A 13,286-nucleotide genomic window follows, 5' to 3' on the forward strand; every position below is an offset into this window, starting at 1 on the left:
GGCGGGGGCGGCTGGGCCAGGATGAGGGCATGAGCGTCGTGAAGATCAATGTGCTGACCGTTCCCGCCGAGCAGCGGGAGGTCCTGGAGAAGCGGTTCGCGTCGCGGGCGCACGCCGTGGAGAGCTCGGACGGCTTCGAGTGGTTCGAGCTGCTGCGTCCCGTCGAGGGCACCGACCAGTATCTGGTGTACACGCGCTGGCGGGACGAGGAGTCCTTCCAGGCGTGGCTGGAAGGCCCGATGAGGGCCGCGCACCAGGGCGGCGGCGGTGAGGGGGAGCGTCCGAAGCCGGCGGCCACCGGGTCGACGTTGTGGTCCTTCGAGGTGGTGCAGCAGGCGGCGCCGAAGGAGGCCTGAGCGCGGGCGGGTCCCCGCACACGACGGCGCCCCCTGCCTGTGCGGGTCAGGGGGCGCCGTCGGGTCCGTACGGGCTCGTCAGGCCGTTGCCGTGGCAGTCACCGGAGTCCCGGCCGGGACGGGGACCGCAGTCGCGGCCCCGGCCGTGCCGGCCTCGGTCACTTGACCGGCTCGGGCTCCGGCTCGCTCTCGGTCTCCGCCTCGCCGGCCGGGTCGACCGGCGTCTTGACGGACTCCAGCAGCAGCTGGGCGACGTCGACGACCTGGATGGACTCCTTGGCCTTGCCGTCGTTCTTCTTGCCGTTGACCGAGTCGGTCAGCATGACGAGGCAGAACGGGCAGGCGGTGGAGACGATGTCCGGGTTGACGGACAGCGCCTCGTCGACGCGCTCGTTGTTGATGCGCTTGCCGATGCGCTCTTCCATCCACATCCGGGCGCCGCCGGCGCCGCAGCAGAAGCCGCGCTCCTTGTGGCGGTGCATCTCCTCGTTGCGCAGGCCGGGGACCTTGCCGATGATCTCGCGCGGCGGCGTGTAGATCTTGTTGTGGCGGCCCAGGTAGCACGGGTCGTGGTAGGTGATGATGCCCTCGACCGGGGTCACCGGGATCAGCTTGCCCTCGTCGACGAGGTGCTGGAGCAGCTGGGTGTGGTGGATGACCTCGTAGTCGCCGCCGAGCTGCGGGTACTCGTTGCCGATGGTGTTCAGGCAGTGCGGGCAGGTCGCGACGATCTTCTTCGCCGACTTCGGCTTCTTCGACTCCGGGGTGACCTTGCCGTCGTCGTCCAGCTCCTCGCCGAAGGCGACGTTGAGCGCCATGACGTTCTCCTGGCCGAGCTGCTGGAACAGCGGCTCGTTGCCGAGGCGGCGGGCGGAGTCACCGGTGCACTTCTCGTCGCCGCCCATGATCGCGAACTTGACGCCCGCGATGTGCAGCAGCTCGGCGAAGGCCTTGGTGGTCTTCTTGGCGCGGTCCTCCAGGGCGCCGGCGCAGCCGACCCAGTACAGGTACTCGACCTCGGTGAGGTCCTCGATGTCCTTGCCGACGACCGGGACCTCGAAGTCGACCTCCTTGAGCCACTCCAGGCGCTGCTTCTTCGCCAGGCCCCAGGGGTTGCCCTTCTTCTCCAGGTTCTTGAGCATCGTGCCCGCCTCGGACGGGAACGCGGACTCGATCATGACCTGGTAGCGGCGCATGTCGACGATGTGGTCGACGTGCTCGATGTCGACGGGGCACTGCTCGACGCAGGCGCCGCAGGTGGTGCAGGACCACAGGACGTCCGGGTCGATGACGCCGTTCTCCTCGGCGGTGCCGATCAGCGGGCGCTCGGCCTCGGCGAGGGCGGCGGCGGGCACGCCCTTGAGCTGCTCCTCGGTGGCCTTCTCCTCGCCCTCCATGGTCTTGCCGCCGCCGGCGAGCAGGTAGGGCGCCTTGGCGTGGGCGTGGTCCCGCAGGCTCATGATCAGCAGCTTGGGGGAGAGGGGCTTGCCGGTGTTCCAGGCGGGGCACTGCGACTGGCAGCGTCCGCACTCCGTGCAGGTGGAGAAGTCGAGCAGGCCCTTCCAGGAGAAGTGCTCGATCTGGGAGACGCCGTAGACGTCGTCCTCGCCCGGGTCCTCGAAGTCGATCGGCTTGCCGCCGGAGGTCATCGGCAGCAGTTCGCCGAGGGAGGTCTCACCGGTGGCGTTGCGCTTGAAGAAGATGTTGGGGAAGGCGAGGAAGCGGTGCCAGGCCACACCCATGTCGGTCTTCAGCGCGACGACGATCATCCAGGTGAAGGAGGTGGCGATCTTCAGGCCGGCGAAGAAGTAGGTGAGGTTCTGCAGCGTGGAGACGTCGAGGCCGGAGAGGGCGTCCACCACGGGGTACGAGATGAAGAAGGACGCCTCGTAGCTGTCGACGTGGTGCTGGGCGCCTTCGAGGGCGTGCAGCATGAAGATGCAGACGCCGACGATGAGGATGACGGCCTCGACGAAGTAGGCCTGGCCGAAGTTGGAGCCGGCGAAGCGGGACTTGCGGCCCGGCTTGCGCGGGTGGCTCAGCTGGCGCACCGCGATCAGGGCGAGGATGCCGACGACGGTCATCGTGCCGATGAACTCGACGTAGACGTTGTACGGCGCCCACTCGCCGATGACCGGCAGGATCCAGTCCGCTTCGAAGAGCTGTCCGATGGCGTTGACGATCGTCAGCAGCAGGGTGAAGAAGCCCACCGCCACGAACCAGTGCGCCACCCCGATGAGCCCCCAGCGGTTCATGCGGGTGTGCCCCAGGAACTCCCTGACGACGGTCAGGGTGCGCTGGACGGGGTTGTCTGTGCGGGTGCCGGCCGGTACGGGCTGGCCGAGCCGCATGAAGTTCCAGATCTGGAGGAGGGCGCGGCCGAACAGTGCCACGCCGACCACGATCAGGACCAGCGACACGATGATCGCGGCGAGTTGCATTGGGGCTCCTGAGGCGGCCTCGAATCGAGCACATTACTAAGCGGTAACTTATGCAGTCCGTACGAGACTACCCTCATCCTCCGCTGCAATGTAGCCGGGCGTGCGGTGATCTGTGTCGCTGAGGGTCACCTCAGAGGCGCGCCCCGCGGACGACCGCCCGGACGGCCGGGGGTCGCACCGGGGGCGCGTCCGGAGGTGGTCCCCCAGGGGCGGCCGGGCGTGCCCCGGAGGCGGTTCCCCGTGGACGGCCGGGCGTGGCCCCGCGGAGGGTGTCCGGGGGTTGTCGCCCGGTCGGCGCCACGCGACAGGCGATCCGATCGTGTTATTCGTACGAAATCGGTACATTCGCCACTAATTTATATCCGTGCTCTACGGGATCGCCGCCGCTCTCGCCGCCCTGTTCCTCTCCGCCGCTCTCGCCGCCCTCGCCGCGACCGCCGCGAGGCGCTTCGTCGCCCCGCGCGGGCGGGGCGGCCCCCGGCCTGTCGCGCCGTGGTTCGGCGGGCTCGCCGTCGCCCTCGCCACCTGCGCGGTCGGCGCCGCCGGGCCGGCGCTCGGCGTCCGTCCGCTCGGCGAGGGCACCGGCGCGCTGCTCGCCGCCGGGGCCGCCGTCGCCGCGCTGGGGCTCGCCGCCGACCTGTGGCGGCTGAGGTCCCGCTTCCTCTTCGCCGGTACCGCGTCGGCGGCGGCCTGTGTGATGCCGTACGAGAGGACGGGTGTCGTCGGCGGAGTGCTGGCCGTCCTCTTCGTCGCGGGCGCGGCGCTCGCGTTCCGTTCGCTGGACCACGCGGACGTGCCGACGGGGGCGTCGGGGGCGGTCGGCGTGGTCACCGCGTTCGGGGTGGGCGCGTGCGCGGCGGCCGAGGCGCTGGACGGGCTCGCGCTGCTGCTGAGCGTGCACGCGGCGGCGCTGACCGGGTTCCTCACGCAGCAGCACCGGCACTTCCTCGTGCGGCGGCACCGGCACACGGCGGCGCACCTCGCCCCGTCGGGGCCGTCGCACTCCACCCAGGTCCGGCAGCCGCTCATCGCTCCCCACCGGCCGCCGCTGGCCGCTCGCCCCCGGCAGTCGGCGGGCGCCGCGCTCGGTGCCTCGGGGGCGCTGTTCACCGGCTTCCTGCTCGCCGCGTCGGCCGTTCCGGCGTGTGCCGGGCGCGGTCCGGGGGCCGGTGCGGGTGTGCTGTTCGCGCTGACCGCCCTGCCGGTCGCCGACGTCGTCCTCGTCGCCGTCTCCCGGCGCCGCGCCGGGCGTCCGCTGCTGCGCGGCGGGCCCGACCATCTCGCGCACCGGCTGCGGCGGCTCGGGCTGACCGCGCAGGCGGTGACCGTGCTGCTGGGCGCGGCGGCGTTCGCGACGGTGGCGGCCGGGGTCATGGTGCACACCGGGCGGGCCGGTCAGGGGGCCGTGCTGTGGGTGGCCGGCGGGATGGCGGCGGTGGTCTGTCTGCTGCTGCGCGTCAATCCGTATGGCCCGCGCAAAGTGTCGAATCGGACACATCGGATGGCGTCTGCGCAGGTCAGAGCGTCGTTGCGTGTAAGGAACGGATAAGAGTTGAGTCGAGACGACTCAGGTCTGTTGACCCGGGGCGGGGCCTCATGCACACTTGAGCCTGTTCCACTCAAGTCAGCTGGAGGAATCAACCATGGCACGTGCGGTCGGCATCGACCTGGGCACGACTAACTCCGTCGTCAGCGTTCTGGAGGGCGGCGAGCCCACCGTCATCACCAACGCCGAGGGCGCCAGGACCACGCCGTCCGTCGTCGCCTTCGCCAAGAACGGCGAGGTGCTGGTCGGTGAGGTCGCCAAGCGCCAGGCGGTCACCAACGTGGACCGGACCATCCGTTCCGTGAAGCGTCACATGGGCACCGACTGGAAGATCCAGCTCGACGGCAAGGACTTCAACCCGCAGCAGATCTCCGCGTTCATCCTGCAGAAGCTGAAGCGGGACGCCGAGGCCTACCTGGGCGAGAAGGTGACCGACGCGGTCATCACCGTCCCGGCCTACTTCAACGACTCCGAGCGCCAGGCCACCAAGGAGGCCGGCGAGATCGCGGGCCTGAACGTCCTGCGCATCGTCAACGAGCCCACCGCGGCGGCGCTCGCCTACGGCCTCGACAAGGACGACCAGACGATCCTCGTCTTCGACCTCGGTGGCGGTACCTTCGACGTCTCCCTGCTGGAGATCGGCGACGGTGTCGTCGAGGTGAAGGCCACCAACGGTGACAACCACCTCGGTGGTGACGACTGGGACCAGCGCATCGTCGACTACCTGGTCAAGCAGTTCCAGTCCGGTCACGGCGTGGACCTGTCCAAGGACAAGATGGCCCTCCAGCGCCTCCGTGAGGCCGCCGAGAAGGCCAAGATCGAGCTGTCCTCCTCCACCGAGACCTCGATCAACCTGCCCTACATCACCGCCTCCGCCGAGGGCCCCCTGCACCTCGACGAGAAGCTGACCCGCGCCCAGTTCCAGCAGCTGACCGCGGACCTGCTGGAGCGCTGCAAGACGCCGTTCCACAACGTCATCAAGGACGCCGGCATCTCCATCAACGAGATCGACCACGTCGTCCTCGTCGGCGGCTCGACCCGTATGCCCGCCGTCGCCGAGCTCGTCAAGGAGCTGACCGGCGGCAAGGAGGCCAACAAGGGCGTCAACCCGGACGAGGTCGTCGCCATCGGCGCCTCCCTCCAGGCGGGTGTCCTCAAGGGCGAGGTGAAGGACGTCCTGCTGCTCGACGTCACCCCGCTGTCCCTCGGCATCGAGACCAAGGGCGGCATCATGACCAAGCTGATCGAGCGCAACACCACGATCCCGACGAAGCGCTCCGAGATCTTCACCACGGCCGAGGACAACCAGCCGTCCGTGCAGATCCAGGTCTACCAGGGCGAGCGTGAGATCGCCGCGTACAACAAGAAGCTCGGCATGTTCGAGCTGACCGGTCTGCCGCCGGCGCCGCGCGGCGTCCCGCAGATCGAGGTCTCCTTCGACATCGACGCCAACGGCATCATGCACGTCACGGCGAAGGACCTCGGCACCGGCAAGGAGCAGAAGATGACCGTGACCGGCGGCTCCTCGCTCCCGAAGGAAGAGGTCGACCGCATGCGCGAGGAGGCCGAGCGCTACGCGGAGGAGGACCACAAGCGCCGCGAGGCCGCCGAGGCCCGCAACCAGGGCGAGCAGCTGGTCTACCAGACCGAGAAGTTCCTCAAGGACAACGAGGACAAGGTCCCCGGCGAGATCAAGACCGAGGTCGAGGCGGCCGTCGCCGAGCTGAAGGAGAAGCTCAAGGGCGAGGACACCGCCGAGATCCGCACCGCCACCGAGAAGGTCGCCGCCGTCTCGCAGAAGCTGGGCCAGGCCATGTACGCCGACGCCCAGGCCGCGCAGGCCGCCGGCGGCGCCACCGGTGCCGGTGCCGGTGAGGCCAAGGCCGACGACGACGTCGTGGACGCCGAGATCGTGGACGACGAGCGCAAGGACGGTGCCGCGTGACGGAGGAGACCCCGGGTTTCGAGGAGAAGCCCGACGTCCCCTCCGGCGCCGCCGCCAACGACGACGCCGAGCCGAAGGCCGCCGCCACCCCTCCCGCTGAGGAGGCGGCGGCGGCCCCGGCCGGGGACGCCAGCGAGACAGCGGCTCTGGTGGCCCAGCTGGACCAGGTGCGCACCGCCCTCGGTGAGCGCACCGCGGACCTTCAGCGCCTCCAGGCCGAGTACCAGAACTACCGCCGCCGCGTCGAACGGGACCGGGTCGCGGTCAAGGAGATCGCCGTCGCGAACCTCCTGACCGAACTGCTGCCCGTCCTCGACGACATCGGCCGCGCGCGGGAACACGGCGAACTGGTCGGCGGGTTCAAGTCCGTCGCCGAGTCGCTGGAGACCGTCGTCGCGAAGATGGGCCTCCAGCAGTTCGGCAAGGAGGGCGAGCCCTTCGACCCGACGGTCCACGAGGCCCTGATGCACTCCTACGCGCCGGACGTCACCGAGACGACCTGCGTGGCGATCCTTCAGCCGGGGTACCGCATCGGCGAACGCACCATCCGCCCCGCGCGGGTGGCCGTCGCCGAACCGCAGCCCGGCGCGCAGACCGTCAAGGCCGACGAGCCCGCCGAGCAGCCGGCCGAGGACAAGGAGAACGGTGGCCCGGAGGAGGGCTGACCTGATCACTGAACGGAAGGAGGGACGTCGAGGGTGAGCACCAAGGACTTCATCGAGAAGGACTACTACAAGGTCCTCGGCGTCCCCAAGGACGCCACCGAGGCCGAGATCAAGAAGGCGTACCGCAAACTCGCCCGCGAGTTCCACCCGGACGCCAACAAGGGCAACGCCAAGGCCGAGGAACGCTTCAAGGAGATCTCCGAGGCGAACGACGTCCTCGGCGACCCGAAGAAGCGCAAGGAGTACGACGAGGCCCGCGCCCTCTTCGGCAACGGCGGCTTCCGCCCGGGCCCGGGCGCCGGCGGCTCCTTCAACTTCGACCTGGGCGACCTCTTCGGAGGCGGCGCCCAAGCCGGGGGCGGCTTCGGCGGAGGCCTCGGTGACGTCTTCGGGGGCCTGTTCAACCGGGGCGGCGCCGGCACGGGCCGCACCCAGCCGAGGCGCGGCCAGGACATCGAGTCCGAGGTCACGCTCTCCTTCCGCGAGGCCATCGAGGGCGCCACGGTCCCGCTGCGGATGTCCTCCCAGGCACCCTGCAAGGCCTGCTCCGGCACCGGCGACAAGAACGGCACACCGCGCGTGTGCCCGACCTGCGTCGGCACCGGGCAGGTCGCCCGCGGCTCCGGCGGCGGCTTCTCCCTGACCGACCCGTGCCCCGACTGCAAGGGGCGGGGCCTGATCGCGGAGAACCCGTGCGACGTGTGCAAGGGCAGCGGCCGGGCCAAGTCGTCCCGGACGATGCAGGTGCGCATCCCCGCCGGGGTCGGCGACGGCCAGCGGATCAGGCTGCGCGGCAAGGGCACCCCCGGTGAGCGGGGCGGCCCCGCCGGCGACCTGTACGTGGTCGTGCACGTCGACAGCCACCCCGTCTTCGGACGCAAGGGCGACAACCTCACGGTGACGGTCCCCGTGACCTTCACCGAGGCCGCCCTCGGCGGCGAGGTGCGCGTACCCACGCTCGGCGGCGCGCCCGTCACACTGAAACTGCCGCCCGGCACCCCCAACGGCCGTACGATGCGCGCCCGGGGCAGGGGCGCGGTCCGCAAGGACGGCACCCGCGGGGACCTCCTGGTCACCGTCGAGGTGAGTGTCCCCAAGGACCTGTCGGGGAAGGCTCGTGACGCACTGGAGGCGTATCGCGAGGCGACCGCGGGCGAGGACCCGCGGGCGGAGCTGTTCGAGGCCGCGAAGGGAGCATAGAGAGATGGAAGGCCGTCGACCCCGCCAGCGCGGGGGATTCCCTCCGTATGAACTGACCGAGGACACCCCGGTCTACGTCATCTCGGTGGCGGCCCAGCTCTCCGGTCTCCACCCGCAGACGCTGCGCCAGTACGACCGCCTCGGCCTGGTCTCCCCGGACCGCACGGCCGGGCGGGGCCGGCGCTACTCGGCCCGTGACATCGAACTGCTGCGGCAGGTGCAGCAGTTGTCGCAGGACGAGGGCATCAACCTGGCCGGCATCAAGCGGATCATCGAACTGGAGAACCAGGTCGCCGCGTTGCAGAGCAGGGTCGCCGAGCTGGAGGCGGCGCTGGACGGCGCGGCGGCGGCCATGCAGCAGCGGGAGGCCGCGGTGCACGCCTCCTACCGGCGCGACCTGGTGCCGTACCAGGAGGTCCAGCAGACCAGCGCACTGGTGGTGTGGCGGCCGAAGAAGGCCAAGGACTAGCACGCATACGCGCCGAGGGGCCCGCGGGAAACCGCGGGCCCCTCGTGCGTCGGGTGAGGGCCCGCGTGCGAACGCGGGCCCCTCGCCGTGCTCCGGCCGGTGTCAGCCCGCGGCGGGCGCGCTGACGTGGAAGTCGCAGCCCGGTCACGGCCGGCGGCGGCGTCTCGTCGCCGGCCGGGTGGCGGTGACCTCCGCCGAGGGCAGCGAGAGACGGCCAGAGCCGTCCCGGCGCTGGATCGCGTGGACGGACGCCGTCCCGTGCCGGCCGGTCGCGTCCACGCAGCGGTCCACGGTGTCGCCGGACGCGTCGGCCGACGTGGTGCGGTCGCCGCAGGTGACGGTCTGCCGGTCGCGGGAGCCGTCTGCGGTCGCGGGCGAGCGGCGCACCACAGGGTCGGTGGTGCCTGTGCCCGAGGGCTCGCGCCACGACAGCACGACGTCCGTGTCGGTGGTGGAGGCGGCGACGTGCTGCGGCGGAGCGATGGAGCGGACGCCGCTCACCACGGCCGACTCGGCGGCGTTGCCGTGCGCGTCGCGGTGGCGAGCACGACCGACACGACGGTGGCCGTGCGCCTGGCTGGGATCATTCGGTCCTCTGGTCGAATCGGGGACGGCTGCCCGGCGACCGCCGTGATCACGACTCACGAGGTATGTGATTGGTTGTACAGAACTTTGCCTCCTGCTGAACTTCTGTTCGGTGGAGGGTCCGTAAAGGGCGTTTGGAGGTGATTTCGCATTCCCTTCACGAACGCACCGCGGTAAAGCGGAGCGTGATGTTGTTATCTCGTTAAGTGGTTGGTCTTGACGGCGGAGGGACCCGGAGCGTTGGCTTTTCAGTCATGTGGGTGTATCGCACACCCCCCGTCACGTACCTGAAGTGAGCCCCCGAATGCGCCGTACCGTCCTTTCCCTGGCCGCCTCGGCCATGACCCTCGCGCTCGCCGGCTGCGGAGTCCTGAACGCGACGTCCGACGGTGCCGACGCCAGTCCCACCAAGGGCGACGACCTCACCGTCGGTCTGCTGCTGCCGGAGAAGGTCAACACGCGGTACGACAACTTCGACTACCCGATCGTCAAGTCCAAGGTGGCCTCGCTCACCGGCAACAAGGGCAAGGTCGAGTACGCCAACGCCGAGCAGGACGCGGACAAGCAGGCCAGCCAGATGCAGAAGATGATCGACGACAAAGTCGACGTCATCCTGCTGGACGCGGTCGACTCGCACGCCATCGCCGACATGGTGAAGAAGGCGAAGGAGGCGGGCATCCCCGTCATCGCCTACGACCGGCTCGCCGAGGGCCCCATCGACGGGTACGTCTCCTTCGACAACGAACTCGTCGGCGAGGTGCAGGCGCGCACCCTGCTCGACGCCCTGGGCTCCGGCACCGGTCTCTCCACCAAGATCGTGATGATGAACGGCTCGCCCACCGACCCCAACGCCAAGCAGTTCAAGCAGGGCGCGGAGTCCGAGCTGAACGGCAAGGTCACCATCGCCAAGTCCTACGACACCAAGGACTGGGACCCGAAGAACGCGCAGGCCAACATGGCCGAGGCGATCGAGGAGATCGGCGCCTCCAAGATCAAGGGCGTCTACTCCGCCAACGACGCCATGGCCGGCGGCATCATCAAGGCGCTGAAGGCGGCCGGGGTCACCGAACTGCCGCCCATCACCGGGCAGGACGCCGAGCTGGCCGCCGTGCAGCGGATCATCTCCGGCGAGCAGTACATGAGCGTGTACAAGTCCTACCCCGCCGAGGCCGCCGCCGCCGCGGAGATGGCCGTCGCCAAGGTGCAGGGCCACGGCATCCAGTTCGACGCGCTCGCCTCCGACAAGGTCGACAGCCCCACGACGAAGGGCATCCCGGCCCAGCTGGTGACCGTGGTCGCGCTGACCAAGAGCAACATCAAGGACACCGTGATCGCGGACGGCATCTACAAGGTGTCGGACATCTGCACCGCCGAGTTCGCGGAGGACTGCGCGGCGCTCAACCTCAAGTAGGCCCGCGGAACGTCGAGCAGGCCCCTGGACGTCGAGCAGACCCGCTGGACGTCGAGCAGACCCGTTGGACCTCGGGCAGGCGCCGCTTTCAGGGACCCGCCTGTCCCGCACCCTGCCGCCGACCGGATGCCGGTCCGGCGGCAGGCCCGTCTCCGGCCCCCGATGCGCCCCGGCCGGGCGGGGGGCCCGGCCGGGGCTGCCGGGTGTCGGCCTCCAAGGGGGGCGGGTGCCGGCACCCGGGGGGAAGCGGTCAACACGATGCACCAGCACGGTGCCCCGCGCCACCACCAGCTTGTTGCAATGTGAGCCCCGGAGGCCGTTACATACCCGGGCGAACCGGTGGTTTCCCACGGTCACAGCGGGGAGAGGCGTGTTGCGGACCCCGCTGTGTCCGCGCATAGTTGCGCTGCGGTACCAGCGGACGCGGGGGTGGGATGGACGATGGCCGGGCACGGGACGGAGGAGCATCCTCACGGTGCTGACCGACTGTGCGAGGCCGGGGAGCGCCTGTACGCCCGGGCCGTACGACGGGGCCGCGTGCCGCGCCGCGACGCCGAGCCGGTGCCCTGTCTGCTGGAGCTGGCCCTGCTCCACCCCGACCCGGACGACATGGACTTCCTGGTGCCCACATCGCCCCAGGAGGTCATCCAGCGGCTGCTGCGCGGTGTCTACGACGACGTCAGCGCCAGTCAGCGCCGCGTCGGCACCGCCGTCGCCGCCGTCGAACGGTACGCCGGCCTCGGCCGCCCCCCGGCCGCGGTCACGGCGGAGGGCACCGCGATCCGTGTCCTGGACGGACTGCCCCGTATCCAGGCCGCCATGGACGCGGCCACCGAGGCCTGCACGACGGAGGTGCTCACCGTCCAGCCCGGCGGCATCCGCCGCGAGGACGAACTGACCGAGGGACTGCACCGGGCGCTCACCCTGCGCGGCCGGGGCGTGCGCATGCGGGACCTGTACAACCATGTCGCCCGGCACGGCCAGGGCCTGCTCACCTACCTGGAGCTGATGGGCGACGCGGTGGAGGCCCGCACCCTCGACGAGGTCATCGACCGGCTGATCCTCTTCGACCGCACCGTCGCCTTCATCCCCGCCAATGCCGACCGCACCATGGCCCTGGAGCTGCGGCACCCGGCGCTCATCTCCTACCTGGTGACCGTCTTCGAATGCCTCTGGCGGCAGGCCATCCCCGTCTCCGCGCCCATCCCGGACACCGGCATCGAGGGCATCTCCCACCGTGAGCAGTCCATCGCCGCGCTCCTCGCCGAGGGCCACCAGGACGCCGTCATCGCCGAACGCCTCGGCATCAGCGTCCGCACCTGCCGCGCCCACATCGCCCGCCTGTCGGAGACCCTGGGCGCGGCCAGCCGCACCCAACTGGGCGTGCGGATAGCGCAGGCGGGCCTGGACGTGCCGCAGCCGTCCCGGATCACGGTCCCGGATCAAGAATCCCCGACCGTGCGATGAGATAGCCGAGCTGGGCCCGGCTGTCGCTGCCGAGGGTGGCGGCGAGCTTCGCGATGTGCACCCGGGCGGTACGGATGTTCATGCCGAGCCGGTCGGCGATGACCGCGTCCGTGTGCCCTTCGACGAGGAGCCGCGCGATCGCCTGCTGCCGGGGCGTGATGCCGTTCGGGGAGGGCGGCTGCGCGGCCTTCGGGTACATGGGCGTGGCCAGCCGCCACAGCCGGTCGAACGTGGTGGAGAAGTACGAGATCAGCGCGGGATGCCGTACCTCCAGAGCCGTCAGGGCGTCCTTGCCGGCCGGGACGAAGGCGACGGTGCGGTCGACGACGATGAGACGGTCGGTCACCTCGTCGAGGGTGCGGGCCTCCACGTCGCCGCGGAGCTGCTCGTACCGGGCGAGGACGAGCGGCAGATGCCGCTGCGTGTGCTGGTACAGGGTGCGGATACGGCCGCCGCGGTCGAGCAGCGCCTGGTCGCGGGCCATGGCGACGACATGGGCCCGCTCGCCCCGGGGGCCGCTGTAGTGCGTGTTGGGCTGCACGCACAGCAGCTCGTGGCGGGCGTCCTCCACGGCCTCCGTGATGGCCTCGTTGATGCGTTCGGTGCCGCTGAGCAGCCGCAGCGCGGGCGTCTGAGTAGGTATGGTGCGTCGGCCGTCCACCCGCATCAGCCGCTCGAACGTTTCGGCAAGGCGGGTCTCCCGGGCGCGTTCCTCGGCGACGCGCGCGGCGGAGGTGCGCAGCAGCCGGTGCAGGGCGACCACGGGCGGCACGGGCTCCAGCAGGGCGACGTCCTCCACGGACGGCTCCAGCAGCCCGAACCGCAGCAGACAGGGCGCCTGACGGGTGTGAGCGGCGGCGATACGGCCGTCACGCAGCGCCTGCTCGTACAGGCGCGTGCCCGCCGGGCACAGGTCCTCGGCGCCGTGGTCCTCGTGGTGCGGCGCCTCGAAGTGCCCTTCGGCGTAGGGCTGTTCTGCCGGGTGCCGTTCGGCGGGGGGCTGTTCTGCCGGGTGTCGTTCGGCGGGGGGCTGCTCTGCGGGGTGCCGCTCCTCGGGGGGCTGCTCGGTGGGGTGCTGCTCCTGGTGGTGCCGCGGCGCACTCACCGGGTGCCTCCCGCGGGGTGTGCGGGGCGGGCCGGCCGGCGGGCATCCGCGTCGGACGCTTCGGACAGGGCCGCGGCGGCATGTCTGTTCGGTCGG

Annotated in this window: 11 protein-coding genes; 8 read left to right on the forward strand and 3 right to left on the reverse strand. The window is 70.7% G+C overall.

Annotation, left to right across the window (positions count from 1 at the left end):
• Positions 1-29 precede the first annotated feature (29 nt).
• Positions 30-356: an antibiotic biosynthesis monooxygenase family protein gene (locus tag MTQ10_RS08560; RefSeq protein ID WP_247464154.1), complete on the forward strand. Its 327-nt coding sequence runs from the start codon at positions 30-32 to the stop codon at positions 354-356.
• Positions 357-514: 158 nt separating this feature from the next.
• On the opposite strand, the gene MTQ10_RS08565 is transcribed toward MTQ10_RS08560, so the two are convergent.
• Positions 515-2,797 (reverse strand): (Fe-S)-binding protein, encoded by a 2,283-nt coding sequence (locus MTQ10_RS08565; RefSeq protein WP_247464096.1) that lies wholly within the window; start codon positions 2,795-2,797, stop codon positions 515-517.
• A 358-nt stretch (positions 2,798-3,155) separates the two neighbouring features.
• Between MTQ10_RS08565 and MTQ10_RS08570 the strand changes: the two genes are divergently transcribed.
• The 5 genes from MTQ10_RS08570 to MTQ10_RS08590 all read left to right on the forward strand — a co-directional run bounded on the left by MTQ10_RS08570 (position 3,156) and on the right by MTQ10_RS08590 (position 8,622).
• Complete coding sequence (locus MTQ10_RS08570) at positions 3,156-4,346, forward strand: undecaprenyl/decaprenyl-phosphate alpha-N-acetylglucosaminyl 1-phosphate transferase (RefSeq protein WP_441350995.1); 1,191 nt, start codon at positions 3,156-3,158, stop codon at positions 4,344-4,346.
• A gap of 94 nt (positions 4,347-4,440) precedes the next feature.
• Positions 4,441-6,288 carry a molecular chaperone DnaK gene (dnaK, locus tag MTQ10_RS08575; protein WP_247464102.1) on the forward strand — a complete coding sequence of 616 codons (1,848 nt, stop codon included), beginning with the start codon at positions 4,441-4,443 and terminating at the stop codon, positions 6,286-6,288.
• The gene (gene grpE / locus MTQ10_RS08580) at positions 6,285-6,953 is read left to right on the forward strand and encodes a nucleotide exchange factor GrpE (protein ID WP_247464105.1); all 669 of its coding nucleotides are present in this window, start codon (positions 6,285-6,287) and stop codon (positions 6,951-6,953) included. The genes dnaK and grpE overlap by 4 nt, the downstream gene beginning before the upstream one ends.
• Before the next feature lie 33 nt (positions 6,954-6,986).
• Entirely contained in the window at positions 6,987-8,153 is a 1,167-nt protein-coding gene (gene dnaJ, locus MTQ10_RS08585; protein ID WP_247464108.1) for a molecular chaperone DnaJ, read from the forward strand.
• A gap of 4 nt (positions 8,154-8,157) precedes the next feature.
• Entirely contained in the window at positions 8,158-8,622 is a 465-nt protein-coding gene (locus MTQ10_RS08590; RefSeq protein WP_247464111.1) for a heat shock protein transcriptional repressor HspR, read from the forward strand.
• Between the two features lie 144 nt (positions 8,623-8,766).
• On the opposite strand, the gene MTQ10_RS08595 is transcribed toward MTQ10_RS08590, so the two are convergent.
• On the reverse strand, positions 8,767-9,123 hold the full coding sequence (locus tag MTQ10_RS08595; protein ID WP_247464113.1) for a fibronectin type III domain-containing protein: 357 nt from the start codon (positions 9,121-9,123) through the stop codon (positions 8,767-8,769).
• Between the two features lie 388 nt (positions 9,124-9,511).
• Here MTQ10_RS08595 and MTQ10_RS08600 point away from each other — a divergent pair, with 388 nt between their 5' ends.
• The gene (locus tag MTQ10_RS08600; protein WP_247464116.1) at positions 9,512-10,618 is read left to right on the forward strand and encodes a sugar ABC transporter substrate-binding protein; all 1,107 of its coding nucleotides are present in this window, start codon (positions 9,512-9,514) and stop codon (positions 10,616-10,618) included.
• A 441-nt stretch (positions 10,619-11,059) separates the two neighbouring features.
• Positions 11,060-12,085, forward strand: coding sequence for a helix-turn-helix transcriptional regulator (locus tag MTQ10_RS08605; protein ID WP_247464119.1), 1,026 nt, complete (start codon positions 11,060-11,062; stop codon positions 12,083-12,085).
• Here the strand turns inward: MTQ10_RS08605 and MTQ10_RS08610 are convergent.
• Positions 12,048-12,998: a LuxR C-terminal-related transcriptional regulator gene (locus tag MTQ10_RS08610; RefSeq protein ID WP_247464156.1), complete on the reverse strand. Its 951-nt coding sequence runs from the start codon at positions 12,996-12,998 to the stop codon at positions 12,048-12,050. The genes MTQ10_RS08605 and MTQ10_RS08610 overlap by 38 nt on opposite strands.
• Positions 12,999-13,286: the final 288 nt, after the last annotated feature.

It is taken from the genome of Streptomyces sp. XM83C, assembly GCF_023072675.1.
In the GTDB taxonomy this organism is placed as follows: domain Bacteria; phylum Actinomycetota; class Actinomycetes; order Streptomycetales; family Streptomycetaceae; genus Streptomyces; species Streptomyces thermocoprophilus.